Source organism: Streptomyces sp. NPDC001056 (assembly GCF_053598955.1).
The window spans coordinates 29,564-53,852 of sequence record NZ_JBSFLI010000038.1; the positions used below are offsets into that span (position 1 = coordinate 29,564).

The 24,289-nt window shown below is 72.6% G+C and carries 26 protein-coding genes; 15 read left to right on the plus strand and 11 right to left on the minus strand.

Annotated elements, in window-relative coordinates:
* The first annotated feature begins 8 nt into the window (after positions 1–8).
* Positions 9–1,103 carry a bifunctional succinyldiaminopimelate transaminase/glutamate-prephenate aminotransferase gene (locus tag ACWDD7_RS31835; protein ID WP_351874990.1) on the plus strand — a complete coding sequence of 365 codons (1,095 nt, stop codon included), beginning with the start codon at positions 9–11 and terminating at the stop codon, positions 1,101–1,103.
* A 58-nt stretch (positions 1,104–1,161) separates the two neighbouring features.
* Here the strand turns inward: ACWDD7_RS31835 and ACWDD7_RS31840 are convergent, their stop codons facing one another.
* On the minus strand, positions 1,162–1,581 hold the full coding sequence (locus ACWDD7_RS31840; protein WP_351874987.1) for an ATP-binding protein: 420 nt from the start codon (positions 1,579–1,581) through the stop codon (positions 1,162–1,164).
* Positions 1,582–1,871: 290 nt separating this feature from the next.
* Positions 1,872–2,861, minus strand: coding sequence for a heavy metal transporter (locus ACWDD7_RS31845; protein ID WP_351874984.1), 990 nt, complete (start codon positions 2,859–2,861; stop codon positions 1,872–1,874).
* A 97-nt stretch (positions 2,862–2,958) separates the two neighbouring features.
* Between ACWDD7_RS31845 and dapE the strand changes: the two genes are divergently transcribed.
* Both dapE and ACWDD7_RS31855 read left to right on the plus strand, forming a co-directional pair.
* Complete coding sequence (gene dapE, locus ACWDD7_RS31850; RefSeq protein WP_351874981.1) at positions 2,959–4,038, plus strand: succinyl-diaminopimelate desuccinylase; 1,080 nt, start codon at positions 2,959–2,961, stop codon at positions 4,036–4,038.
* Between the two features lie 106 nt (positions 4,039–4,144).
* Entirely contained in the window at positions 4,145–4,921 is a 777-nt protein-coding gene (locus tag ACWDD7_RS31855) for an LOG family protein (RefSeq protein ID WP_351874978.1), read from the plus strand.
* Here ACWDD7_RS31855 and folP read toward each other — a convergent pair.
* Positions 4,918–5,778, minus strand: coding sequence for a dihydropteroate synthase (folP, locus tag ACWDD7_RS31860; RefSeq protein ID WP_450459941.1), 861 nt, complete (start codon positions 5,776–5,778; stop codon positions 4,918–4,920). The genes ACWDD7_RS31855 and folP overlap by 4 nt on opposite strands.
* Positions 5,779–5,916: 138 nt before the next feature.
* Here folP and ACWDD7_RS31865 point away from each other — a divergent pair, with 138 nt between their 5' ends.
* Positions 5,917–6,273, plus strand: coding sequence for a DivIVA domain-containing protein (locus ACWDD7_RS31865; RefSeq protein ID WP_392217488.1), 357 nt, complete (start codon positions 5,917–5,919; stop codon positions 6,271–6,273).
* Positions 6,270–6,893: a DNA-3-methyladenine glycosylase I gene (locus tag ACWDD7_RS31870; RefSeq protein ID WP_392217487.1), complete on the plus strand. Its 624-nt coding sequence runs from the start codon at positions 6,270–6,272 to the stop codon at positions 6,891–6,893. Before ACWDD7_RS31865 ends, ACWDD7_RS31870 begins: the two co-directional genes overlap by 4 nt.
* On the opposite strand, the gene chcB is transcribed toward ACWDD7_RS31870, so the two are convergent.
* Positions 6,859–7,662 carry a 2-cyclohexenylcarbonyl CoA isomerase gene (chcB, locus tag ACWDD7_RS31875; protein WP_450459942.1) on the minus strand — a complete coding sequence of 268 codons (804 nt, stop codon included), beginning with the start codon at positions 7,660–7,662 and terminating at the stop codon, positions 6,859–6,861. The genes ACWDD7_RS31870 and chcB overlap by 35 nt on opposite strands.
* A 373-nt stretch (positions 7,663–8,035) precedes the next feature.
* Between chcB and ACWDD7_RS31880 the strand changes: the two genes are divergently transcribed.
* A complete protein-coding gene (locus tag ACWDD7_RS31880; protein WP_018544333.1) occupies positions 8,036–8,203 on the plus strand; it encodes a DUF3117 domain-containing protein in 168 nt (55 codons plus the stop codon).
* A 107-nt stretch (positions 8,204–8,310) separates the two neighbouring features.
* On the opposite strand, the gene ACWDD7_RS31885 is transcribed toward ACWDD7_RS31880, so the two are convergent.
* Positions 8,311–9,009 carry an O-methyltransferase gene (locus ACWDD7_RS31885; protein WP_392217534.1) on the minus strand — a complete coding sequence of 233 codons (699 nt, stop codon included), beginning with the start codon at positions 9,007–9,009 and terminating at the stop codon, positions 8,311–8,313.
* A gap of 235 nt (positions 9,010–9,244) precedes the next feature.
* On the opposite strand from ACWDD7_RS31885, the gene sigE reads away from it, so the two are divergent.
* The 5 genes from sigE (at position 9,245) to ACWDD7_RS31910 (ending at position 14,226) form a co-directional block, all read left to right on the plus strand.
* Entirely contained in the window at positions 9,245–9,958 is a 714-nt protein-coding gene (gene sigE, locus ACWDD7_RS31890; RefSeq protein WP_351874963.1) for an RNA polymerase sigma factor SigE, read from the plus strand.
* Complete coding sequence (locus tag ACWDD7_RS31895; RefSeq protein ID WP_450459943.1) at positions 9,955–11,001, plus strand: zf-HC2 domain-containing protein; 1,047 nt, start codon at positions 9,955–9,957, stop codon at positions 10,999–11,001. Before sigE ends, ACWDD7_RS31895 begins: the two co-directional genes overlap by 4 nt.
* A 91-nt stretch (positions 11,002–11,092) precedes the next feature.
* Complete coding sequence (locus ACWDD7_RS31900) at positions 11,093–12,724, plus strand: S1C family serine protease (RefSeq protein ID WP_450459944.1); 1,632 nt, start codon at positions 11,093–11,095, stop codon at positions 12,722–12,724.
* A gap of 82 nt (positions 12,725–12,806) precedes the next feature.
* A complete protein-coding gene (locus ACWDD7_RS31905) occupies positions 12,807–13,256 on the plus strand; it encodes a sec-independent translocase (RefSeq protein ID WP_351874954.1) in 450 nt (149 codons plus the stop codon).
* A gap of 304 nt (positions 13,257–13,560) precedes the next feature.
* Entirely contained in the window at positions 13,561–14,226 is a 666-nt protein-coding gene (locus ACWDD7_RS31910) for a hypothetical protein (RefSeq protein ID WP_351874951.1), read from the plus strand.
* Positions 14,227–14,275: 49 nt separating this feature from the next.
* On the opposite strand, the gene ACWDD7_RS31915 is transcribed toward ACWDD7_RS31910, so the two are convergent.
* Genes ACWDD7_RS31915 through ACWDD7_RS31925 form a run of 3 tightly spaced genes read right to left on the minus strand, consistent with a single transcriptional unit; the run spans position 14,276 to position 17,346 of the window.
* Positions 14,276–15,409 (minus strand): Mrp/NBP35 family ATP-binding protein, encoded by a 1,134-nt coding sequence (locus ACWDD7_RS31915; RefSeq protein ID WP_351874948.1) that lies wholly within the window; start codon positions 15,407–15,409, stop codon positions 14,276–14,278.
* 43 nt (positions 15,410–15,452) lie between these two features.
* Positions 15,453–16,055, minus strand: a complete 603-nt coding sequence (locus ACWDD7_RS31920) for a DUF1003 domain-containing protein (protein WP_450459945.1) — start codon at positions 16,053–16,055, stop codon at positions 15,453–15,455.
* A complete protein-coding gene (locus tag ACWDD7_RS31925) occupies positions 16,045–17,346 on the minus strand; it encodes a magnesium transporter MgtE N-terminal domain-containing protein (protein ID WP_351874942.1) in 1,302 nt (433 codons plus the stop codon). The genes ACWDD7_RS31920 and ACWDD7_RS31925 overlap by 11 nt, the downstream gene beginning before the upstream one ends.
* Before the next feature lie 247 nt (positions 17,347–17,593).
* On the opposite strand from ACWDD7_RS31925, the gene ACWDD7_RS31930 reads away from it, so the two are divergent.
* Positions 17,594–18,337 (plus strand): hypothetical protein, encoded by a 744-nt coding sequence (locus ACWDD7_RS31930; protein WP_450459946.1) that lies wholly within the window; start codon positions 17,594–17,596, stop codon positions 18,335–18,337.
* Positions 18,338–18,397: 60 nt separating this feature from the next.
* Here ACWDD7_RS31930 and ACWDD7_RS31935 read toward each other — a convergent pair whose 3' ends face one another.
* Together ACWDD7_RS31935 and ACWDD7_RS31940 are read right to left on the minus strand one after the other, a co-directional pair.
* On the minus strand, positions 18,398–18,913 hold the full coding sequence (locus ACWDD7_RS31935) for a hypothetical protein (protein WP_450459947.1): 516 nt from the start codon (positions 18,911–18,913) through the stop codon (positions 18,398–18,400).
* A 22-nt stretch (positions 18,914–18,935) separates the two neighbouring features.
* Positions 18,936–20,063, minus strand: coding sequence for a magnesium and cobalt transport protein CorA (locus tag ACWDD7_RS31940; RefSeq protein ID WP_450459948.1), 1,128 nt, complete (start codon positions 20,061–20,063; stop codon positions 18,936–18,938).
* Positions 20,064–20,565: 502 nt separating this feature from the next.
* Between ACWDD7_RS31940 and ACWDD7_RS31945 the strand changes: the two genes are divergently transcribed.
* Entirely contained in the window at positions 20,566–21,150 is a 585-nt protein-coding gene (locus tag ACWDD7_RS31945; protein ID WP_450459949.1) for a suppressor of fused domain protein, read from the plus strand.
* 30 nt (positions 21,151–21,180) lie between these two features.
* Here the strand turns inward: ACWDD7_RS31945 and ACWDD7_RS31950 are convergent, their stop codons facing one another.
* Positions 21,181–22,458: an MFS transporter gene (locus tag ACWDD7_RS31950; protein WP_450459950.1), complete on the minus strand. Its 1,278-nt coding sequence runs from the start codon at positions 22,456–22,458 to the stop codon at positions 21,181–21,183.
* Between the two features lie 191 nt (positions 22,459–22,649).
* Between ACWDD7_RS31950 and ACWDD7_RS31955 the strand changes: the two genes are divergently transcribed.
* Together ACWDD7_RS31955 and ACWDD7_RS31960 are read left to right on the plus strand one after the other, a co-directional pair.
* On the plus strand, positions 22,650–23,291 hold the full coding sequence (locus tag ACWDD7_RS31955) for a DUF6758 family protein (protein ID WP_351874925.1): 642 nt from the start codon (positions 22,650–22,652) through the stop codon (positions 23,289–23,291).
* A gap of 116 nt (positions 23,292–23,407) precedes the next feature.
* Entirely contained in the window at positions 23,408–24,265 is an 858-nt protein-coding gene (locus ACWDD7_RS31960; RefSeq protein ID WP_450459951.1) for a PHP domain-containing protein, read from the plus strand.
* Positions 24,266–24,289 lie beyond the last annotated feature (24 nt).

The following is a 24,289-nucleotide window of genomic DNA, read 5'->3' on the forward strand; positions in this document are numbered from 1 at the left end:
CACTGATCGTGTCCGCAGTCTCCGACCGGCTTCCCACCTTCCCCTGGGACAAGCTGGAGCCGTACAAGAAGACGGCCGCGGCCCATCCGGACGGCATCGTCGACCTCTCCGTCGGCACCCCGGTCGACCCGGTCCCCGAGCTGGTCCAGAAGGCCCTGGTCGACGCGGCCGACTCGCCGGGCTATCCGACGGTCTGGGGCACGCCCGCGCTGCGGGACGCGATCTGCGGCTGGCTGGAGCGGCGCCTGGGCGCGCGCGAGGTGACCCACCGGCACGTCCTGCCGGTCGTCGGCTCCAAGGAGCTGGTGGCCTGGCTGCCGACCCAGCTGGGCCTCGGCCCCGGCGACAAGGTCGCCTACCCGCGCCTGGCGTACCCGACGTACGAGGTGGGCGCCCGGCTCGCCCGCGCCGAGTACGAGACGTACGACGATCCCCGCGACCTCGACCCGGCCGGTCTGAAGCTGCTCTGGCTGAACTCCCCGTCCAACCCGACGGGCAGGGTCCTCTCCCCGCGGGAGCTGACCGACATCGTCGCCTGGGCCCGCGCCCACGGCGTCCTGGTCGTCTCCGACGAGTGCTACCTGGAGCTGGGCTGGGAGGCCGACCCGGTCTCGGTGCTGCACCCTGACGTCAACGGCGGCTCGTACGAGGGTCTCGTGGCCGTCCACTCCCTCTCCAAGCGCTCCAACCTGGCCGGCTACCGCGCCGCCTTCATCGCGGGCGACCCGGCCGTCCTGGGCCCGCTGCTGGAGATCCGCAAGCACGGCGGCATGATGACCTCCGCCCCGACCCAGGCCGCCGTGGTGGCCGCGCTCGGCGACGACACCCACGTCCACGAACAGCGCGCCCGCTACGCCGCCCGCCGCGAGGTGCTGCGCTCGGCCCTGCTGTCCCACGGCTTCCGGATCGAGCACAGCGAGGCCAGCCTCTACCTCTGGGCCACCCGCGACGAACCCTGCTGGACCACCGTCGCCCACCTCGCCGACCTGGGCATCCTGGTCGCGCCCGGCGACTTCTACGGCACGGCGGGCGAGCACTTCGTCCGCGTGGCCCTGACGGCGACCGACGAACGCGTCCAGGCGGCCGTCTCGCGCCTGCGCTAGAACGCCGAACGGGGCCCAGGGGGCGACCCCCGGACCCCGCTCACACGGCCGATCCGGCTCAGGTGAGCGGCAGGCCCTGCATCGGCAGGCTGGAGGTCGGCAGGCCGCCCTTCGTCGTGCCGGCCGCCGCGTCCCCGAGGGCGCTGCCCGCGGCCGCGGCCGCACCCCCGGCGGCCTGCTGCGCCGCCGGGGCCGCCTTCTTCACGGCGCCGCCGGCCGTCTTGCCCGCGGCCGGCACGGCCGTCTTCACGGCGTTGCCGCCCGCGTCGCCCGCCAGCGTGGTGACGTGCTCCGCGGCACCGTCGACGGTGTCACCGACGTGCGCCGCGTCCAGCGCGGTCAGGCCGCTCAGGTTCGGAGTGGCCGCCGGCAGGCTCGTGGCCGCACCGGCGGAGCCGGCCGCACCGACCCCGGCGGCCGCTCCCGCTGCGACGAGCAGCGCGGCACGGGCGATCCGGCGGGTCAGGGGGAGGGACATGATGCTCCATTCGACGGGAGAAGAACGATCTCTGTCGTCCGGACCCGGCACCGGGCTCGGACGCCATGACTACCGCTCGAAGCCCTCGAAGGTTGCGGACGCCCCAGGTAAAGAACAGATAACGCATCGCATTATCAGGTGTGGATAAAAACGGGCAAAGGGCGTCCGTGGGAACGCCCAGCAGAATCCTTCCATCCCTTGGGCCCCAAGGGATTTCGGCCGAGGTCCGCCACTCGCCCGTATGGCCGCGCATGAAACGCCTGCGCCACCCGTCGGCGTGATCCGCCGTACTACTGTCCGGTCACGATACGGACAACGCCCACGGACTGCTCCGCGCCCGCGGCCCCCTGCGAGCGCACCGGCTGCCACGCCCCGCCGTCGCTCCCCGCGGTCCACACCCGCCCCGCGTACGTCACGCGCTGGATGTGCAGCGCCGCGGAGTTGGCGACCGCCCACTGCGCGAGCTGCCACCCCCGCTCCCGTTCGTCGCGCCCGCTCGCGTCCGTCCGCGTGCCGAGCGGCACCGGCACCGACACGGTCCGCCCGCTCGCCGTCGCGGTCACGCTCGGCGAGGGCGACGGCGAGGGCACCGGCGCCCCGCCCACCTCCGCGCCGGTCTCCTGGAGCGCGTCCCGCCCGAAGTCGCGTACCAGCGCCGCCCGTACGGCGTCCGGACCGATCGCCTCGGCCGTCGTGTCGAAGCGCCCGTCGCAGGTCAGCGTGGCCGCCGCCTGCCCGGTCAGCGCCGCCGACAGCAGCTCGGCGTCCGGCTCGTGCTTGGCGTACGCCTCCGGGTAGCCGCTGCGCTGCACCCGCTGCGCGGCCACCGTGAGCGGCAGATCGGTGTAGTCGGGCACCCTGGCCAGATGGGCGTAGAAGATCCCGGCCGCGTACGTGGGGTCCATGATCTGCCGCTCGGTGCCCCAGCCCTGCGAGGGCCGCTGCTGGAACAGGCCGAGCGAGTCCCGGTCGCCGTGCTCGATGTTGCGCAGCCCCGACTCCTGGAGCGCGGTGGCGAGCGCGATGGTCACCGCCCGTACGGGCATGTTCCGGCCGGTGCCGACGGCCGCGATCGTCGCCGCGTTCGCCGCCTGCTCGGGCGTGAACTCGTACGACGGGCCGTCGCCGGTGGCCGAGACCACCTTGCAGCCGTGCGATCCGCCGCCGCCGGTGACGTACTGCACCACGAGGTAGGCGGCGACACCGCACAGGACCAACAGGGCCGCGCAGAACCGGAGAAGACGGCCGCGGCGCTTGGGACGGGTGGGGGGCTGTGACACGCGTACAAGGTACTGGAGCGATCACCGTCCCTCACCAGTGGTCCGCTGCCGCGCGCGCGAACCGGGCGGCCCGCGGCGGCGCGCTAGGGTCGGGGCCATGGCCGACACCTCGCTTGACCTCACGCTGGACGCCGCCGCGCTCACCGCGCGGCTCGTGGACTTCGCCTCCGAGAGCGGCGCCGAGAAGCCCCTCGCCGACGCGATCGAGACCGCGCTGCGCGCCCTGCCGCACCTGACGGTGGACCGCCACGGCAACAACGTGGTCGCCCGCACGAACCTGGGCCGCGCCGAGCGGGTGGTGCTGGCCGGGCACATCGACACCGTGCCGATCGCCGACAACGTGCCCTCGCGCCTCGACGAGGACGGCGTGCTGTGGGGCTGCGGCACCTGCGACATGAAGTCGGGCGTGGCGGTCCAGCTGCGCCTCGCGGCCACCGTCCCGGCCCCCAACCGCGACCTGACCTTCGTGTTCTACGACAACGAGGAGGTCGCCGCCGACCTCAACGGGCTGCGGCACGTCGCGCAGGCGCACCCGGAGTGGCTGGAGGGCGACTTCGCGGTGCTCCTGGAGCCCTCCGACGGCGAGGTCGAGGGCGGCTGCCAGGGCACCCTGCGGATGCTGCTGCGGACCGAGGGCGAGCGGGCGCACTCGGCGCGCTCCTGGATGGGCGCCAACGCCATCCACGCGGCCGCGCCGATCCTCGCCCGCCTGGCGGCCTACGAGCCCCGCTACCCGGTGATCGACGGCCTGGAGTACCGCGAGGGCCTGAACGCCGTGCGCATCGGCGGCGGCGTCGCGGGCAACGTCATCCCCGACGAGTGCGTGGTCACGGTCAACTTCCGCTACGCCCCCGACCGCACCGAGGAGGAGGCGATCGCGCACGTCCGCGAGGTGTTCGCGGACTGCGGGGTGGCCGAGTTCGTGATCGACGACCACAGCGGCGGCGCGCTGCCCGGCCTCTCGCACCCGGCCGCGGCGGCCTTCATCGAGGCGGTCGGCGGCGTCCCGCGCCCCAAGTACGGCTGGACGGACGTCTCCCGCTTCGCCGCGCTCGGCATCCCCGCGGTCAACTACGGTCCCGGCAACCCGCACCTGGCCCACAAGCGGGACGAGCGCGTGGAGACCGCCAAGATCCTCAAGGCCGAGGAGCGGCTGCGCAGCTGGCTCACGGCGTGATCCCGGAACGCGTGGCGCACGCCTGGCGGACATGCGTATGTCCCCCCTGCGTAACCCGCGTAGATCTAGGCTGAGGACGAACCACCGGCAAGCGGAGGGAGCGCACATGCCTACCGGGAACCCCGAAGGGAAGAAGCAGCCGCCGGACGAGCAGCGGCTCGGGCCGGTCCTCCGGCGGCGGGGCCAGGTGACGCGGAGCACCACCGACCAGCGGCTGCTGGACGCGGGCGGCCCCTCCGACTGGGTCCACACCGATCCCTGGCGGGTGCTGCGCATCCAGTCGGAGTTCATCGAGGGTTTCGGCACGCTGGCCGAACTCCCGCCCGCGATCAGCGTGTTCGGCTCGGCCCGCACCCCGGTGGACTCGCCGGAGTACGACGCCGGGGTCCGGCTCGGCCGGCGCCTGGTGCAGGCCGGCTGGGCGGTGATCACCGGCGGCGGCCCCGGCGCGATGGAGGCCGCCAACAAGGGCGCCTGCGAGGCCGGCGGCGTCTCGGTCGGGCTCGGCATCGAGCTGCCCTTCGAGCAGGGGCTGAACCCCTACGTCGACATCGGTCTGAACTTCCGCTACTTCTTCGTCCGCAAGATGATGTTCGTGAAGTACGCGCAGGGCTTCGTGGTGCTGCCCGGCGGCCTCGGCACCCTGGACGAGTTCTTCGAGGCGCTGACCCTGGTGCAGACCCAGAAGGTCACCCGCTTCCCGATCGTCCTCTTCGGCAGCGAGTACTGGGGCGGCCTGGTCGACTGGCTCAAGAACACCCTGGTCGCCACCGGAAAGGCCATGGAGAAGGACCTCCTGCTCTTCCACGTCACCGACGACGTGGAAGAGGCGGTGGCCCTGGTCTCCAAGGAGGCCGCCCGAGACCGGGGGCCCACGCCCTAGGCCAGACCGCGCCGGGCCACCGCAGGGGGGCGGTGGCCCGCGATGGACGAGACCATGTCGAGCACCTGGCGGGTCTCGGCGACCTCGTGGACGCGGTAGACCATCGCCCCGAGCCACGAGGACACCGCCGTCGTCGCCAGCGTGCCGATCAGCCGCTCCTTGACCGGCCGGTCCAGGGTCTCCCCGACGAAGTCCTTGTTGGACAGCGACACCAGCACCGGCCACCCCGTGGCGACCATCTCGTCCAGCCGCCGCGTCGCCTCCAGGCTGTGCCGCGTGTTCTTGCCGAAGTCGTGCCCGGGATCGATCAGCACCGACTCCCGCGGGACCCCGAGCGCCACCGCGCGCTCCGCGAGCCCCACGGTCACGTCCAGGACGTCGGCCATGACGTCGTCGTACGTCACCCGGTGCGGGCGGGTGCGCGGCTCCGCGCCGCCCGCGTGCGTGCACACCAGGCCCACCCCGTGGCGCGCCGCGACCTCGGCGAGGCCCGGGTCCGCGCCGCCCCACGCGTCGTTCAGCAGGTCCGCGCCCGCCTCGCAGACCGCCTCGCCCACCTCGGCCCGCCAGGTGTCCACGCTGATCACCACGTCCGGGAACCGGCGCCGCACCTCCGCCACGAAGCCGACCGTGCGCCGCGCCTCCTCCTCGGCCGAGACCTCCTCGCCGGGGCCCGCCTTCACCCCGCCGATGTCGATGATCGCGGCGCCCTCGGCCACCGCCTGCTCGACGCGCGCCAGGGCCGGCTCGTCGCGGAACGTCGCCCCCCGGTCGTAGAAGGAGTCGGGGGTCCGGTTCACGATCGCCATGATCACTCGTTCGTGCGGTCCGAATTCCCGCCTGCCCAGCCTGAGCATCCGCTGTGACCTCTTCCTCGTACGTCCGGTACTGCGACCGCCAGTGACCCTAACTGTCGGACTCGCATGGCACGATCGGAGCTGACAGATTCCGCGTCCGGCACAGTGCCGGCACCCGAGCGTGGGGGCCCTGAGACGATGGTGATGTTCCTGTTCCTGGTCGTCGCACTGGCCGTCGTGGTCGCCGCGGTGACCCTCGCCGTGGTGGGCGGGGGCGAGAGCGCCCCGCTGCCCGAGGCCGCGCCCGAGCGGCTCCAGGACCCGATGCCCCAGGACCGGCCGGTGGGCCGCGAGGACGTGGAGAGCCTGCGCTTCCCGCTCGCCCCGCGCGGCTACCGGATGTCCGACGTCGACGACGCCCTCGGCCGCCTCGGCGCCGAACTCGCCGAGCGCGACGCCCGTATCGCGGGCCTGGAGTCCGCGCTGGCCGGGGCCCGGGCCGCAGCCGCGCGCCCCGTCCTGGACAAGAACGAAGACCCGGAGGGCCGGCAGTGACCGCCGCGATCGCGGGCCCGGACGGCGCGCTGCGCTGCCCGTGGGCCCTGTCCACCGACGACTACGTGTCGTACCACGACGAGGAGTGGGGCCGCCCGGTCCACGGCGACGACGCCCTCTTCGAGCGGCTCAGCCTGGAGGCCTTCCAGTCGGGCCTGTCCTGGATCACCATCCTGCGCCGCAGACCGGGCTTCCGCGCCGCCTTCGCGGGCTTCCGCATCGAGAAGGTCGCCGCCTTCACCGACGAGGACCGCGAGCGCCTGCTGGCCGACCCGGGCATCATCCGCAACCGCGCCAAGGTCGACGCCACCCTCGCCAACGCACGCGTCCTGGCCGACTGGCCGGCGGGCGACCTGGACGACCTGATCTGGTCCCACGCCCCCGACCCGAAGACCCGCCCGGCCCCGAAGACCCTCTCCGACGTCCCGGCGATCACGCCGCAGTCGACGGCCCTGTCCAGGGAACTGAAGAAGCGGGGCCTGAAGTTCGTGGGGCCGACGACGGCGTACGCGTTGATGCAGGCGTGTGGTCTGGTGAACGACCACCTGGAGACGTGCGTGGCGAGGAGCGCTCGCCAGGGACGCGTCACCGCCCCAGGTAGTTCGGCTTCTCCTTGTTGACGAACGCCTGTACGGCGATCGTGTGGTCCTCCGACTGTCCCGCGCGGGTCTGGAGTTCGTCCTCCTTGTCCAGGGTCTCCTCCAGGGAATGCGTCAGCCCGAAGGCCACCGCCTCCTTGATCGCCGCATAGGCGACCGTCGGCCCCGAGGCCAGCTTCCGCGCGACCTTCTCGGCCTCGTCCCGCACCTCCACGGCGGGCACGACCCTGTTGGCGATCCCCAGCTCCAGCGCGTCCTGCGCGCTGATGCTGCGGGGGAAGAGCAGCAGGTCGGCCGCCCGGCTGGGCCCGACCACCCGCGGCAGGGTCCAGGAGATGCCGGAGTCCCCGGTCAGGGCGACGCCGGCGAACGAGGTGTTGAAGGACGCGGTGTCGGCGACGACCCGGTAGTCCGCCGCGAGGGCGAACCCGAACCCCGCGCCCGCCGCGACCCCGTTCACCGCCGCGACCACCGGCTTCGCCGCCCCCGCGAGCGCCCGCACGATCGGGTTGTAGTGCTCCCTGACGGTGCTCATCGTCTGCCCGGACCCGGTCTCCCGGTCCTGCGCCAGCAGCCCGATGTGCTCCTTGAGGTCCTGGCCGACGCAGAACGCCCGCTCCCCGGCGGCGGTCAGCAGGACCGCCCGTACGGCCGTGTCCCGGGCCGCCTCCTCGGCCGCCTCCCGCAGGGCGACCTTGGTCGCCACGTTCAGCGCGTTCATCGCCTCGGGGCGGTTCAGCGTGATCGTCGCGAGCCCGTCGCTCACCTCGTAGAGCACGGTGTCGGCCATGGCGCATCCCCTCCGGTTCGCGGTGGTGACGTACCACTCGGTACGCCCCTGTCCGATCACAGCATGGCGGAGATCATCGGCCGGCGGCCCGCCCGCGGGTGTGAGCTGCGTCAAAGAAAACCGGGCCGGGGGCGTCCGAAAGGTGTCCGCGCGGTGGCGCAGTATCGCAGCCACATCGCCGAATTGAGTGGTTTTGCTCGCGCGCGTTGCCCAAGCGATGCGGACCGATGTTGGTCATCGGGTCCTGAGATGCGGGATAATGGCTTAGAAGCAATGTGTTCGATGCCGGTGTCGCGTGTCCGATCCGGTCCCGCGCGTGCCCGCCCGGGTGCCATCGGCAGACGATGAGCTGGTTTCAGGAAGGGGAACGAGCATGGCGGCCATGAAGCCGCGGACGGGCGATGGCCCGCTCGAGGTGACCAAGGAGGGGCGGGGCATCGTCATGCGCGTTCCGCTCGAAGGCGGCGGTCGACTCGTCGTCGAGCTGACCCCTGACGAGGCCGAGGCGCTCGGCGACGCCCTCAAGAAGGTCGTCGTCTGACACGCGCGCGAGTCAGTCCTCATGGCTGCCCCGGCATCGTACGCGGTGCCGGGGCAGCCGTGTCCCGGGGGCCGGTCCGTCCGCCGTGGTGAGCCCCGGCGGCGCCGTCACCGCTTGACGGCGCACAGCAGCCCGTCGCCGACCGGCAGCAGCGAGGGGACCAGCTCCTGGCTCTCGCGCACCGTGCGCAGCAGCTCCCGCAGCCGCAGCACCTCCGACGGCTGCGGCCCCGAGTCGACCGTGCGGCCGCTCGCGAAGACCCCCTCGAAGACCACCAGACCGCCCGAGCGCAGCAGCCGCAGCGACTCGGCGAGATACTCCGGGTACTCCTGCCGGTCCCCGTCGCAGAACACGAGGTCGTAGCCCGCGTCCGCGAGCCGGGGCAGCACCTCCAGGGCGCGGCCGGGGATGAAGCGGGCCCGGTTGCTGGCGAAGCCGCAGGCGCGGAACGCCTGCCGGGCGAACTGCTGGTGCTCCGGCTCCGGATCGACCGTGGTCAGCACCCCGTCCGGGCGCATGCCGCGCAGCAGATGGATTCCGGACACCCCGCAGCCCGTGCCGATCTCCGCGACCGCCTTCGCGTCCACGGAGGCGGCGAGCAGGCGCAGCGCGGAGCCCGTGCCGGGCGACACCGAGCGCAGCCCTGCGTCGCGGGCGCGGTCGCGGGCCCAGAACAGCGCTTCGTCCTCGGCGGCAAAGGCGTCGGCGAATGCCGAGCTCGTCTGCCGGTTGCCGGTAATGACCCTCTCCTGTCCCCATGGATGCCTCGGCGTGACTGTATCCGTTGGCGTCGGGAACCCGCAGATGGGACCGGGCGTTTACAAGGAAGAGACAGGGGTGGGGAACGCATGGGGGGGGCGAGAGGTGGAGCAGGGCACCGCACAACTGCTGACGCAGCGGCACGAGCCGCGCCAGCGAGTATCAAATTCTTGTAAAACCGCTTATCCGGAGCTAACGGGCGAGGTGGCTATGGTAGGGGCTCCACTGGACACCACCAGAGCCGACAGGGGAGGTGCGGCTGCGCCCGGGGATCGGGGCGGAGTGCTGCGGCGCTTCCTCGGGTCGGCGGGCAGGCCGAAATCCGTGACCGACACCGCTGCTGACAGCCACGCCACCGGCATCGCCGGGGGCGACGCCCAGACCGCGACCTTCACCAGTGACGCGGACGGGCAGGCGTGGACTCCGCCCACCTGGGACGAGATCGTCAGCACCCACAGCGCCCGCGTCTACCGCCTCGCCTACCGCCTCACCGGCAATCAGCACGACGCCGAGGACCTCACCCAGGAGGTCTTCGTCCGCGTCTTCCGCTCCCTGTCGACGTACTCGCCGGGCACCTTCGAGGGCTGGCTGCACCGCATCACCACGAACCTGTTCCTGGACATGGTCCGGCGCAAGCAGCGCATCCGCTTCGACGCCCTCGGCGAGGACGCGGCCGAGCGCCTGGCCAGCCGCGAACCCACCCCGCAGCAGCTCTTCAACGACGCGCACTTCGACGCCGACGTCCAGCAGGCCCTGGACACCCTCGCGCCCGAGTTCCGCGCCGCCGTCGTCCTGTGCGACATCGAGGGGCTGTCGTACGAGGAGATCGCCGCGACCCTCGGCGTGAAGCTCGGCACCGTCCGCTCGCGCATCCACCGCGGCCGCTCCCAGCTCCGCAAGGCCCTCGCGCACCGCTCCCCGGAGGCCCGCGCGGCCGAGCGGCGCTCGTTCATGGCCCGGGTCCCCGCACTGGGGGGAGGGGGCGCGACGGCGTGAGCGGATCACGGCAGAAACCCGAGGTGGCACACCTCGCCGAGCAGCATCTGGGAGACCGGCTCTCCGCCCTGGTGGACGGAGAGCTCGGTCATGACACGCGCGAACGCGTCCTCGCCCACCTGGCCACCTGCGCCCGCTGCAAGGCGGAGGCGGACGCCCAGCGCGCGCTGAAGAGCGTGTTCGCGACCGCGGCCCCGCCCCCGCCCTCCGCGAGCCTGCTGGCCCGCCTCCAGGGCCTTCCCGGCGGCGACACGGACGGCGGCACCCCGCCCGGCGGACTGCCCGGCGGCGGCAGCGAGGACCGGGCCCCCGGCGACCACGGCGTGTTCGGACCGCGTAGCGGCTTCTCCTTCGGCTATGTCCCGGCGCGCCCCCACGGACCGGGCCGCGAGCGGACCCGTTTCCACGAGGGGGGCGGCCCGCTCCTGGACGGCGGCTTCCGCATCCACCCGGTCGGCCGTCCGGACGACGGCCGCCCCGCCTCGCGCGGGCTGCGCTTCGCCTTCGCCGCCGCCGGCGCGGTGTCGCTGGCCGCGGTCGCCCTCGGCGGCGTCACCACCGCCATCCCGGGCTACCCGGCCGCGGACGTCCGCGGCCCCGGCAGCAAGGTGATCCCGGCCCGCACCACGGGAACCCAGGGCACGGGCGGGACTTCGGGCGCGTCGGCGTCCGAGGCCCAGCGCCGCCGTCAGGGGCCGCTGCTCGCCCGGGGCGGCGGGGGTGCGACCCCGCGGCCGACCACCGTGACAGCGCCCCTGGTGCCGGGCACGCCGGACCCCACGGCCGGGCCGGACCTGGCCACCGCGGGCCGGGCGACCGGGCCGCTGACGGCGGGCGCCAACGCGGTGACCCCGCTGATAGGCCCGCTGGACAAGGCCACGGACCTGCCGCTGGACAAGTGGTCCAAGGCGCCCATGGTCCCGGGCCTGCTCTCCGACACCGGCCCCGCGCCCGCCCCGCACAACGTCGTCCGCTCCTCGGCGTACTCGCCCTCGGCGGCGTCACGGCTGCCGGCTCCGGCCGTACCGCACCGGGAGCACTGACTCGGGAGCCCTGACCAGGAAGCCCCGGCCCGGGTGTTCGACCGATCCTGCGCCATGGCCCGCGACCTGGTTGAATCCGGGCACGTAGCCGATGTTCGTTCCGCGGCCGCCGCCCGAGCGCGGGGCCGCGGCCAGCCGTGGGGAGAGCATGAACGAGGGGAACCGCGTTCCGTCGGGGGCGGAGCCGGAGGAAGCGGCGGGGGCCGAGCCGACGCCGGACGGCGACTTCGAACTGGCCAGGCCGGAGCGGCCCACGCCGTTGCACGAACCGGACCCCTACAGCACCCCGCCCTACGGCGAACCGGGCCCCTGGGCCCCCGCCCCGCCGGTCCAGCACCCCATGGCGACCCCGGCGCACGGGACGGTCGTCGCGCCCCCGGCGACCGCGGCCGTACCGGCACCCGCGTCGGCCCCCACCGCGCCCGCGCCCGTACACGGCCCCACCGCGCCCGCGCCGGCCCCCACCGCGGCCGTACCACCGGCCTTCGCGCCCACCGCGTCCGCGTCCGCGTCCCTGCCCCCGGAACGGCCCCCAGGCGACCCCTGGGGGCGCTACGACCCCTGGGCGGCGGGACCGCTCCAGCGGACCGGGCCCGCGGTGGGCGGGCGGCGGTCCGGGCGGCGGCGCTTCATGGTCGTGTGGACCCTCGCCGTCGCCCTGGTGGCGGCCGGGATCGGCGGGCTCGCCGGCGGCTATGTCGAGCGCGAGGGGCTCGGGAGCGAGGTGACCCTGCCGCAGGCCGGGGGCGTACCCGCCGGGCGCGCGCCGGACAGCGTGGCCGGGATCGCCGCCCGCGCCCTGCCCAGCGTCGTCACCCTGCACGTCTCCGGCTCGGGCGAGGAGGGCACCGGCACCGGCTTCGTGCTGGACGACCGCGGACACATCCTCACCAACAACCATGTCGTCGCGCCCGCCGCGTCCGGCGGCAAGATATCCGCGACGTTCAGCAACGGCGACTCCGTCAAGGCCACCGTCGTCGGCCGGGACAGCGGCTACGACCTCGCCGTCGTCCAGGTCGCCGGCGTGCACGGGCTCACCCCGCTGGCCCTCGGCGACTCCGACGACGTCCGGGTCGGCGACCCCGTCGTCGCCATCGGCGCCCCCTTCGACCTGGCCAACACCGTCACCGCCGGGATCATCAGCGCCAAGGAGCGGCCCATCACCGCGGGCGGCGAGGAGGGCGACGGCAGCGACGTGTCGTACGTGGACGCGCTGCAGACGGACGCGCCGATCAACCCGGGCAACTCCGGAGGACCGCTGCTGGACTCCCGGGCCCGGGTCATCGGCATCAACTCCGCGATCCGCTCCGCCGACGGCGGCTCGGACACCGAGGGCGGCCAGGCCGGCTCCATCGGCCTCGGTTTCGCCATCCCGGTCAACCAGGCCAAGCGCGTCGCCGAGGAACTGATCAACGACGGCCACGCCACCCACCCGGTCATCGGCGTCACCCTCGACATGGGCTACACCGGCGACGGCGCCCGTGTCGACGACCGCAGCGCGGACGGCGGCCCCGCCGTGGTCAAGAGCGGCCCCGGCGAGCGGGCCGGTCTCAGGGCGGGCGATCTGATCACCCAGGTCGACGGGGAGCGGGTGCACACCGGGGAGGAGCTGATCGTCAAGATCCGCGCCCATCGGCCCGGCGACCGGCTGCGGCTGACGGTCGAACGCGGCGGCGCCGAGCGGCAGGTCTCACTCGTGCTGGGCGCCTCCGGGCAGAACTGACACAAGTCTCACCTCGCGACGGTACCGGTCGGACCAGAACGGCGGGTACCGTTGAGCGACCGAGGACATCGCAAGGAGCGTCATGTTCAATGACATAGGGCCAATGGAGCTACTGACGATCATCGTCATCGCGGTGCTCGTGTTCGGTCCGGACAAGCTCCCCAAGGTCATCCAGGACGTCACCCGGACGATCCGCAAGATCCGCGAGTTCTCGGAGAGCGCGAAGCAGGACATCCGCAGCGAACTGGGCCCCGAGTTCAAGGACTTCGACTTCGAGGACCTCAACCCCAAGACGTTCCTGCGCAAGCAGCTCGGCAATGACGAACTGGGGCTCCAGGAGATCCGCAACGGCTTCGACCTGAAGAAGGAGATGGCCGAGATCACCGACGCGGTGAACGGCCATGACACCGGGTCCTCCGCCGCCTCCTCGGACTCCGCGCAAGCGTCCTCCGGCGGGCGGGTCGACATGACCAAGAAGCCCGAGGAGTCCGAGAAGGACGACCGGCCGCCGTTCGACTTCGACGCCACGTGAGCCGTGCCGCCGCCGCGTGAGCCCCGCCGCCGCGTGCGCCCTGCTGACGCCGTGTGAGCCGCGCCGCCCCGCTCGCGCGCGCCACGCCTGGCGTGTCGACACGCGCACGTGACGCGTGTCATAGCGCGCGCCCGTGCCGACCGGCCTGAACAGGTCGTTCGAGAGACCCGCGGGTCCAGCGCCTGCCCGGTGGGTCTCAGCGGTGTGGATATGCTGCCGAGTTGTTGTGCGGACCGGACGAGTACGCCCGAAGGGGGGCGGGCCGCCGCTTCGGTCCGACGAGCGCGAGGAGGCGTCCGGGCAGATGGAGACGACGAGTCGGGTGGGCGCGACGGCGCCGGCCACGGAGGGCGGACAGGGTCTCGCCTCCGACCGCGGCACGGTCGACGGTTACCTGCGGGCGCCCTTCCCCTGGTACGGGCTCGACGAGGCGTTCACGGGGCCGCGCTGGCTGATGCAGGTCGGCATGGCGTCCGACGGGGCCGTGGAGCACGGGTCGATCGGCCACGGTGACACGCCCTCCGTCCTGCACGAGGGCGCCCCCGGAGCCGAGCCCCGGGAGAAGTTCGCGGTGGTGGTGACCGTCGCGGCGCATCCGTCCCGGCGGGTGGCCGACGGTTCGGGGCTGCTGGAGGCGACGTCCGTGTCCTCGGCGGCGTGGCTCGCGGGGGTGGGGCTGCTGTCCTTCACCTGGCCGGGGCAGATGGACCACGGCCTGCGCGACGACTGGCTGGAGCAGCAGACCGAGACGGCGTGGGCACTGGCCGACGATCTCGGCGGGCCCGAGTGGTCCACGCTCTCGCTTCCGGTGGACGGGGTCGCGGCGCCGTTCCACTACCGGGAGTCGGAGTTCGGCTGGGTGCTGGCCGGTTCCACCGAGGCGGGTGTGCATCTCGGTGCGTACGGGCGGGGCATGAGCGCGTACGGGCTCGGGTTCGCCGTGGTGAAGGACGTCGCCGCCCACGCATGAGTGAGGGGCGCCGGATGTTCTCGGCGCCCCCCGTCCTGTGCTGTGCGGCTCAGAACTTGTTCTTCGGCGTCAGGCCCAGGGACATGCCCGACAGGCCCCGCTGCCGGCCGCCCAGCTTGCCCGCGATGGAGCGCAGGGCGCTGCCCGCGGGGGAGTCGGGGTCGGTCAGGACGACCGGCTTGCCCTCGTCGCCGCCCTCGCGGAGGCGGACGTCGATGGGGATGGAGCCGAGGACCGGCACCGTCGTACCCGTCGTACGGGTCAGGCCGTCGGCGACCAGCTGGCCGCCGCCGGTGCCGAAGACGTCGACCATCTCGCCGCAGTGCGGGCAGGGCAGGCCGGACATGTTCTCGACCACGCCGACGATCTTCTGGTGGGTCTGGACGGCGATGGAGCCCGCGCGCTCGGCCACCTCGGCGGCCGCCTGCTGCGGGGTCGTGACGACCAGGATCTCGGCGTTCGGGACCAGCTGGGCCACGGAGATCGCGATGTCACCGGTGCCGGGCGGCAGGTCCAGGAGCAGGACGTCCAGGTCGCCCCAGTACACGTCCGCCAGGAACTGCTGGAGGGCGCGGTGCAGCATGGGGCCGCGCCAGACCACCGGCGCGTTGCCCGGGGTGAACATGCCGATGGAGATGACCTTCACGCCGTTCGCCGACGGCGGCATGATCATGTTCTCGACCTGGGTGGGACGGCCCTCCGCGCCCAGCATGCGGGGCACCGAGTGGCCGTAGATGTCGGCGTCCACGACGCCCACCTTGAGGCCGTCGGCCGCCATCGCCGCCGCGAGGTTCACGGTGACCGAGGACTTGCCGACGCCGCCCTTGCCGGAGGCGACCGCGTAGACCCGGGTGAGGTTGCCCGGCTTGGCGAACGGCACCTCGCGCTCGGCCTGGCCGCCGCGCAGGGCCTCGGCCAGCTCACGCCGCTGCTCGTCGCTCATCACGTCCAGCGTGACGTCCACGCGGGTGACGCCCTCGACGCGCGAGACCGCCTCGGTGACCCGCTGGGTGATGGTGTCGCGCATGGGGCAGCCGGAGACCGTCAGGTACACGGTGACCGCGACCGCGCCGTCCTCCCCGATCTCCACCGATTTGACCATCCCCAGTTCGGTGATGGGGCGGTTGATCTCGGGGTCGTTCACCGTCGCCAGTGCCTCGCGCACCGCGTCTTCCGTAGCCATAAGGACGATGGTACGGCGCCCCGAGGGCCCACCGGGTAGCCCCTCAGCGGTCGTCTGCGTCACGTCCGGGCGGGCGCTCCGTCCGTTCCGCCGGGAATACGACCGGACCGCTGTGACCGCGCCGCTCCTCCATCTCCTTGAGCATGTCCTGAAGCTCCGAGCGGATCCAGTCACGGGTGGCGACCTCGCCGAGGCCCATGCGCAGCGCGGCGATCTCCCGGGTCAGGTACTCGGTGTCCGCGATCGACCGCTCGTTCTGCTTGCGGTCCTGCTCCAGGTTGACCCGGTCGCGGTCGTCCTGCCGGTTCTGCGCGAGCAGGATCAGCGGGGCGGCGTAGGACGCCTGGAGGGACAGCGCCAGGGTCAGGAAGATGAACGGGTACTCGTCGAACCGCAGTTGCCGGGGCGCGGCCACGTTCCACAGCACCCAGACGATGATGACCACCGTCATCCAGACGATGAAGCGTCCCGTGCCGAGGAACCGGGCGATCCGCTCCGACAGCCGGCCGAAGGCCTCCGGGTCCCACTCGGGCAGGAACCGGCGACGGGGCGGCCTCGGCTGGTCGAGCCGGAGCGTGCGCGGGCGGGTGGCCGCCGTGGCGCCCGCGGGCGTGCGCTCGCGGGCGATTTCGCGCTCAGGAGGCATGGTCACCCGCCCCCTTGTCCCCTTCGGGGTTCTCCTCCAGGTGGAACTCGGTCTCGCGCCAGTCGTCGGGCAGCATGTGGTCCAGTACGTCGTCCACGGTCACCGCGCCGAGCAGCGACCCGGCCTCGTCCACCACGGGCGCGGCCACCATGTCGTAGGTGGCGAAGAACCCGGCGATGACCGGCAGCGCGTCGTCCGGGGACAGCGGCTGGAGATCGTCGTCCAGGAGCGAGCTGACCAGGGTGTACGGGGGGTCGCGCAGCAGCCGCTGGAAGTGGGCGGTGCCCAGGTACTTGCCGGTCGGTGTCTCGTCCGGCGGGCGGCAGACGTAGACCTGGGCGGCGAGCGCGGGGGAGAGGTCGGGGTTGCGGACCCGGGCGAGCGCGTCGGCGACGGTGGCGTCCGGACGCAGCACGATCGGCTCGGTGGTCATGAGGCCGCCGGCGGTGTGCTCCTCGTACGACATCAGGCGCCGCATGTCGGCCGCGTCGCCGGGCTGCATCAGGCTCAGCAGCCGCTCCTTGTCCTCCTCCGGCAGTTCGGAGAGCAGGTCGGCCGCGTCGTCCGGGTCCATGGCCTCCAGGACGTCGGCCGCGCGCTCCTCCTGGAGCTTGCCGAGGATCTCGATCTGGTCGTCCTCCGGCAGCTCCTCCAGGACGTCCGCGAGCCGGTCGTCGTCCAGGGCGGCGGCGACCTCGGCGCGCCGTTTGGCGGAGAGGTGGTGCAGCACGTTGGCGAGGTCGGCGGGGCGCAGCTGTTCGAAGGTGGCGAGCAGGTTCTCGGCGCCCTGCCCGTGCTCCTCCAGGGAGAAGCCGGAGACGCCGGCCCAGTCCACGGTCAGCGTCTCGCCCTTGACCCGGCGGAACGCGCCGCCCTTCCTGCCCTTGCGGACGAAGACGCGGTCGATCTCCCAGTCCCGGCGCGCGGGCAGGTGCTGCACGGACATGTCGAGGACGGTGGCCTCCTCGCCGGTCTCCACCAGGGTGACCCGCCGGTCCAGCAGCTCGCCGAAGACCAGGCGCTCGGTGGGCCGCTGCTCGAAGCGGCGGACGTTCATGACGCCGGTGCTGATGACCTGCCCGGACTCGATGCCGGTGATCCGGGTCATGGGCAGGAAGATGCGGCGCCGGGTGGACAGTTCGACGACGAGGCCGAGGACGCGCGGGGGTCTCCTGCCCACGCGCAGCATCACGACGAGGTCGCGCACGCGGCCCACCTGGTCGCCGTTCGGATCGAAGACGGGGACCCCGGCGAGGTGCGAGACGAAGATCCGGGGGGCGCCGGCTGCCATGGTTCTGCTTCCTTGTCAGGGACGTGCTTCGGAGAGGTGCGTCGAGGGGTGTGGAGGGGTTTGCCGCGACGATTGCTTTTGTTGGGGAATTGCTCGGATTTGCCCGCACGGTTGCGCTTCAGGCTAGCCCGTACCGATCGGATACGCCCTGGTGGGGGGTCCGGACGGACTGGCTCCGCCGGACCGCCGGGGCACCGGTACGCTGCGGTACGCCGCTGAAGGAACCGTCGGAAAGGCGACCTCACCTGTGACTGCGATTCCCCCCGGCCGTACCCGCCTGGTGACCGCGCTGTGCGCCCTGGCCGTGACGGGCGCGGCGGTGCTGACCGGGTGCGGCGGCGACGATCCGGACGCGGGGACGAACGGGGTGGGCAAGCTGCCCGCCGACAGCATCCAGGCGCGGACGCGGTCGGCGGCGCAGGGGGCGTCGGCGGTACGGGTGTCCGGGACCGTGGTGACCAGCGGCCGTACGTACCGGCTCGACATGCAGCTGAAGGACGACGGCGCAACGGGGTCCGTGACCTCGGGTGCCGCCACGTTCAAGCTGCTGCGGGTCGGCACGCAGCTGTTCCTGAAGGCCGACGCGGACTTCTGGGCGCAGGCGGACGGCAAGGGCGGCGACGGCAGCGGCGCGGCGGCCAAGCTCGACGGCAAGTACGTGAAGGTGCCGCAGGGGGACCCCGCGTACAAGAAGTTCAGCGGCTTCACGGACAAGGACGTCCTCCTCTCGGGTCTCCTGACACTGCACGGCTCCCTGGCGACCGACGGTCATCACGCCCAGGCGAGTACCCCGACCATCCGCATCACCGGCGACCACGGCTCGGGCGGCACCCTGGACGTCTCCCTGAAGGGCACCCCCTACCCCCTCGCCCTCACGCGCGCGGGCAACGCGGGCACACTTCGCTTCTCCGACTGGGGCAAGCCGTTCACGCTCACCGAGCCGGCCAGGTCCGAGACGGTGGACTACGGGCAGCAGCTGCCGACGTCCTGAGCGGGACGGCACCGGGGGCGCGCCGGCACCGGGTCGTATGCCCGGGCCTCGTGTCCGGGACTACCGGCCCTTGCGGCGCCTGGCCAGGAGCTTCGGCAGGGCCGCCGGTACCGGCCGGCGCGTCGTCGCCGGCGTCGTCACCGGTCTCTCGGCCAGACTGCCGTCGGGCAAGGCGGCCACCGCGCCCGTCGGCGTCAGGCGCAGCACCCTGCACTCGCGCGCCCAGCGCTCCGGCATCCGCTCGGCGTCGGGGGCGTTCAGGCGCTTGGACCTGAGGTCGGCGACCGCCGCTTCCCACTCCGGCGTGCCGGCGGGCAGCTCCGTCACCGCGGCCGGGAAGGAGACCAGCCGGCCGCCCTTGTCCTTGCTGCGGACGGTCACCTCGGCGGAGCCGCCGTCGGCCAGTCCCGTCAGCGGCTGCTCGCCGGGCCCGTCGCCGACCACGCACACCGCGCCCTCGTGCCACACATGCCACACCGCGCGCGCGGCGGACGCGTCCGCGCCCCGCACCCACAGGAGGCCGGACTTCTTCGCGGCCTCCTCGATGAGGGCCCTCTCGCGCAGCTCGCCTGTCATACGTCCACCCTATCCACGCCGCTCACAGCCAGCCGTTGCGCTTCAGCGTCCGGTGGATGCCCAGACACAGCACGACGGTGATGCCCATGATCACCGGGTACCCGTACTTCCAGTGCAGCTCGGGCATGTACGTGAAGTTCATCCCGTACACCCCGCACACCATCGTCGGCACGGCGATGATCGCGGCCCACGCGGTGATCTTCCGCATGTCCTCGTTCTGCGCGACGGACGCCTGCGCGAGGTTGGCCTGGAGGATGGAGTTGAGCAGTTCGTCGAAGCCGACGACCTGCTCGTGGACGCGGGCGACGTGGTCGGCGACGTCCCGGAAGTACTTCTGGATGTCCGGGTCGATCAGCCGCATCGGCCGCTCGCTGAGCAGCTGCATCGGCCGCAGCAGCGGCGCCACCGCGCGCTTGAACTCCATGACCTCACGCTTGAGTTGGTAGATCCGCGCGGAGTCCACACCCCGCGAGACCCCGCCCCGCCCCGGAGAGAAGACCTCGGTCTCCACCTCGTCGATGTCGTCCTGCACCGCGTCGGCCACCGCGATGTACCCGTCCACCACGTGGTCGGCGATCGCGTGCAGCACCGCCGAGGGGCCCTTCGCCAGCAGCTCCGGGTCGTCCTGCAGCCGGTGCCGCAGGGCCCGCAGCGAGCCCTGGCCGCCGTGCCGCACGGTGATGAAGAAGTCCCGGCCGGTGAAGCACATCACCTCGCCGGTCTCCACGACCTCGCTGGTCGCGGTGAGCTGGTCGTGCTCAAGGTAGTGGATGGTCTTGAAGACGGTGAACAGCGAGTCGTCGTACCGCTCCAGCTTCGGCCGCTGGTGCGCCTGCACCGCGTCCTCGACGGCGAGCGGGTGCAGCCCGAACTCGCCCGCGATACCGGCGAACTCGGCCTCGGTCGGCTCGTGCAGCCCGATCCACACGAAGCCGCCGTCGCGCCGTACCTGCCGCATCGCCTCCTGCGGGGTCAGCGGCTTCGCGCTCGCGAGGCGCCTGCCGTCGCGGTAGACGGCGCAGTCGACCACGGCCGACGGGGTGCCGGGGTCACGCGTGGTGTCGTACGACGCGGACGGCGCGCTCGTGGCCTTGCGCGGCGAGACACGGGAGGGACGGACCACGGCGCGCAGGTCGCGGATCATCGACATGGGCAGGCTCCTTCGCGACAGGCAACGAAAGACCGCCGAAGACGGGTGGAACTACCCGGAATGGGGACGTCCTGCAGGGATTTCCCCGGCCGGGGCAGGGGAAGGTGTTTGGCTCGTCCACAAAGCGGGGAGCACCGCACCGTTGCGGTGGCGATTTCGCTGCTGATGCAGAACTGACGCAGATCAGGCAAAGCGATACGAAGTGCTCTTCCGGACAGTGACGCGCACGGGAAGGCGGCAGCAAGCCAGAGCGGAAACCAGCCAGTGGCTACGACGGCCAGCGACTACATCAGCGGGCGGAAGAGCGAGTGGTACTACCAGGTCGACTTCGATCCATGACAGCCCCACCTCCTCCGGCCGGTCCCTCGTAAGGGAGTTCCCAGGGTTCCGGGACTTGACAGCACGCTTGGCGCGCCGTCCCGAACCACCGGCTCAGAGTACCAGCCGCCCTTGCTGTCAAGGTGCCGCTTTGCCCGCTGCTGACGAGTTCTATGCTCACGGCATGGTTGATGTTCTTCCTCTGGTCGAGGCACGGTTGACGACCGCGCTGGGCGAAGCGGACGCGCGCGCCGCCGTCACCTTCCTCGGCACGGACCGCATCGAGGTGCTCCGCTTCACCGAGGGGGACGTCGTCCGGTACGCGACCCTCGGCATGTCCGCGCACCCCATGAGCGACCCCACCGCGCTGGTCGCCGACCCCGTCAAGGGCCCCCGCGCCGAGCTGGTCCTGTCGGTGCGCGCGGGCGTCGCCGACACCGACAAGGTGCTCCGTCCGCTCGCCGTGCTCGCCGCTTCCCCGCAGGTCGAGGGGCTGATCGTGACCCCCGGCGCCTCCCTGGACGTGGGCGACCCGCTGTGGCCCGGCGCCCCCTTCAGCTCGGTCCTGGTGGGCGAGGGCGGCGGTCTGGTGGAGGATCTGGAGCTGGACGATCCGATGGATCCCGTACGGTTCCTGCCGCTGCTGCCGATGACGGCGAACGAGGCCGCCTTCAAGCGCGTGCACGGCGCCCAGGCGCTCCAAGAACGCTGGCTGACACACGGAACGGACCTGCGGGATCCCGTCCGCAGGTCCGTTCCGCTGGAGTGAGCAAGCTCACCAAGGTCCGGCCGGTGCCGGTCAGTTGGCGAAGACCGTGACCCCGTCCTCGGTGGCGTGCTTCGGCGCCAGCTCCTCCGCCTCGTGGGTGAGGGCCCGCCGCCGTACGACGACCACCAGGGCGCCCAGCAGCGCGGTGACCGCCGCCACCACGAACGGGACGTGGATGTCCGTCCACTCCTCGACCTTCGGGGCGAAGTAGGGCGCGGCCGCCGCCGCGAACCAGCGGACGAAGTTGTAGCCCGCGCTCGCCACCGGGCGCGGGGCGCTGGAGACCCCGAGGGCCAGCTCGGTGTAGACGGTGTTGTTCACGCCGATGAAGGCGCCGGACAGGACGGTGCAGACGATCGCGGTGGTGTGGTTGCCGTAACCGAGCACCAGGACGTCGGCCGCGAGCAGCACCAGCGAGGCGCCGAGCACCTTCAGCGAGCCGAAGCGCTCCTGCATGCGCGGGGCCACGATCACCGAGAAGACCGCGAGCAGCGCGCCCCAGCCGAAGAACACGGCGCCCGAGCGGTACGGGGTCATGTTCAGCACGAACGGCGTGAAGGCCAGCACGGTGAAGAACGTGTAGTTGTAGAAGAACGCCGAGATCGCCGCCGAGGCCAGACCGCCGTGGCCGAGCGCCCTGATCGGGTCCAGGACCGAGGTCTTCCTGGCCGGCTTCGGCTGCTCCTTCAGGAACGCCGTGATGCACAGGAAGCCGACCGCCATCAGCGTGGCGGTGCCGAAGAACGGGTAGCGCCAGCTCATGTTGCCCAGGATCGCGCCGAGCAGCGGGCCGCAGGCCAGGCCGAGGCCGAGCGCGGACTCGTAGAGCAGGATCGCCGCCGCGCTGCCTCCCGCCCGTCGCCCGCCACCACCCTTGTCCGACGCGCTTCGCGCGACCCCTGTCGGATTCGCGGCGCCGACGATGACGGCGAGCGCGGTGGAGACGAACAGCGCGTTGCCGAGGCCCCAGCCCGCCCGGAAGCCGACCAGCTGGCCGACGCTGCCCGAGGTGCCGGCGAGCGCGGCGAAGACGACCACGAAGGCGAGGCCGAGCAGGAGCGTCTTCCTGCCGCCGATGCGGCTGGAGACGAAGCCGGTCAGCAGCATCGCGACGGCGGTGATCAGGAAGTACGAGGTGAAGAGCAGGGACACCTGGCTGGGGGTGGCGTCCAGGCCCTGCGCGATCGACGGCAGGATCGGGTCGACCAGGCCGATGCCCATGAAGGCGACGACGGAGGCGCCGGCCGTGGCCCAGACCGCCTTCGGCTGCCGCAGGATGCCGCCGGCACCCGCGTCCAGGGGATCCATGTGCTACTCCCGTTCCTGGTTAGTTGGCTTATACACATACTAAGTTAGCTCTGCTAATTAATGCAAGATGCACCTAATCTGGCCGGTCAGGGGCGGTGGAGGGGTCCGTCAGGGTGGCGGGTGCCGGTCCTGCCGTCCGGACGGGTGATCGTCCTTGACGTGGACGGGCCGGGGTAGGACCGTGGGGCCCTATGAGGGGCGAACCCAGTTGCCCGCGGTGTGGTGGCCGGGTCAGGGCTCCCGGTCTCTTCGCCGACACGTGGCAGTGCGATGTGCACGGGGCGGTGTTTCCGTTGCAGCCCGTGATCCCGCCCAGCGTCGAGGCCCTCGGTGCCGTGGTGCACCGCACGCATGTTCCGCTGTGGATGCCGTGGCCGCTGCCGGTCGGCTGGCTCTTCACCGGGGCGGCCTACGCGGGAGACGACCGCAGCGGCGGCCGTGCGACCGCCGTCGCCTGCTCCGGGCCCGGCCCGCTCGGCGGCCCCGGGGAGCTGATCCTGGTCGCCGAGGAGCTGGGCGTCGGCCTCGGCGCGCGCTACGCGGGCCTCGACGGCCCGGACCCGGGGCCGTACATGAACGTCGAGAAGCCGCCGCAGACCAAGGTGCTCGCCGCCGGCCGCCCCACCCCGCTCTGGCACGTCTACCGAACCCCCGACGACCGTGCCGTCTTCGCCGGCGAGGCCCTCGGCATGTGGCTGTGGGCGGTGATCTGGCCCGAGCGGGCGGGCCTGCTGCTGTACGACGAGCTGGTCCTGACCGACCTGCGCGACGCGGGCGCGGAACTGGACCTGGTCCCTTACGGGGCGCTGTCGCCCCGGCTGCTGCGGCCCTGAGGGGCGCTCGGGAGGTCGTGTAGGGGGCGTACCCGGGGAGCGGTCGTGACAAAGAGGGTGTCCGGGCCGGTTATCCTGAGGTGTCCTCTTCCGTCCCGGGCCCGTCTGGAGTCACCGTGCGCATCGATCTGCACTGTCACTCCACGGCGTCCGACGGCACGGACACCCCGGCCGAGCTGATGCGCAACGCCGCCGCGGCCGGCCTGGACGTCGTCGCGCTGACCGACCACGACACCACCCGCGGATACGCCGAGGCCATCGCCGCGCTGCCCGCCGGGCTCACCCTGGTCCCCGGCGCCGAGCTGTCCTGCCGTATCGACGGTGTCTCGATGCACATGCTGGCCTACCTCTTCGACCCCGAGGAGCCCGCCCTGCTCGCCGAGCGCGAGCTGGTCCGGGACGACCGGGTGCCGCGGGCCAAGGCCATGGTCGCCAAGCTGAACGAGCTGGGCGTGCCGGTCACCTGGGAACAGGTCGAGCGGATCGCCGCCGGCGGCTCCGTGGGGCGCCCGCACGTCGCCTCCGCGCTGGTCGAGCTGGGCGTGGTGGAGACGGTGGGCGACGCGTTCACCGAGGAGTGGCTCGCCGACGGCGGCCGCGCCTACGTGGCGAAGCACGAGACCGACCCCTTCGAGGCGATCCGGCTGGTCAAGGCCGCGGGCGGGGTCTGCGTGTTCGCGCACCCGGCCGCCGCCAAGCGGGGTCGTACGGTCCCCGGGTCCGCGATCGCCGAGATGGCCGCGGCCGGCCTGGACGGCATCGAGGTCGACCACATGGACCACGACGCCGAGGCCAAGGAGCGGCTGCGCGGCCTGGCGAAGGACCTCGGACTGCTGGTCACCGGCTCCTCGGACTACCACGGCAGCCGCAAGACCGTCGCGCTCGGTGCCTACACCACCGACCCCGAGGTGTACGGGGAGATCACCCGCCGGGCGACCGGCGCGTTCCCGGTCCCGGGGGCCGGCGGAGCCTGAGGCCGCCCCTGCCGCGGCCGACGC